Raw genomic sequence first — 778 nt, 5'->3', positions numbered from 1 at the left:
AATACCACCCTTGTAGTGTTGATGTTCTAACTTAGGCCCCTGAACCGGGGTTGAGGACAGTGCCTGGTGGGTAGTTTGACTGGGGCGGTCTCCTCCCAAAGAGTAACGGAGGAGCACGAAGGTTTGCTAAGTACGGTCGGACATCGTACGGTTAGTGTAATGGTAGAAGCAAGCTTAACTGCGAGACAGACACGTCGAGCAGGTACGAAAGTAGGTCATAGTGATCCGGTGGTTCTGAATGGAAGGGCCATCGCTCAACGGATAAAAGGTACTCCGGGGATAACAGGCTGATACCGCCCAAGAGTTCATATCGACGGCGGTGTTTGGCACCTCGATGTCGGCTCATCACATCCTGGGGCTGAAGTCGGTCCCAAGGGTATGGCTGTTCGCCATTTAAAGTGGTACGCGAGCTGGGTTTAGAACGTCGTGAGACAGTTCGGTCCCTATCTGCCGTGGGCGTTTGAGAATTGAGAGGGGCTGCTCCTAGTACGAGAGGACCGGAGTGGACGAACCGCTGGTGTTCGGGTTGTGATGCCAATTGCATTGCCCGGTAGCTACGTTCGGAACTGATAACCGCTGAAAGCATCTAAGCGGGAAGCAGGCCTCGAGATGAGTTCTCACTTTGACTTAGAGTCAACTGAAGGGCCGTTGAAGACTACAACGTTGATAGGCGAGATGTGGAAGTGCTGTGAGGCATTAAGCTAACTCGTACTAATTACCCGAGAGGCTTAACCATACAACGCCAAAGTGGTTTATAAGCGACAGAAGTTAATAGACT

Annotated in this window: 1 rRNA gene; it reads left to right on the top strand. The window is 51.8% G+C overall.

Features of this window, described 5'->3' with window-relative positions:
• Positions 1-736, top strand: a 23S ribosomal RNA gene (locus DRB05_RS00190); the annotation flags it as partial.
• Positions 737-778 lie beyond the last annotated feature (42 nt).

Source organism: Pseudoalteromonas sp. A757, from assembly GCF_004103285.1.
Classification (GTDB): domain Bacteria; phylum Pseudomonadota; class Gammaproteobacteria; order Enterobacterales; family Alteromonadaceae; genus Pseudoalteromonas; species Pseudoalteromonas galatheae.
Note: the sequence above shows the minus strand (reverse complement) of the source record. Positions and strands in the feature narration are given on the sequence as shown.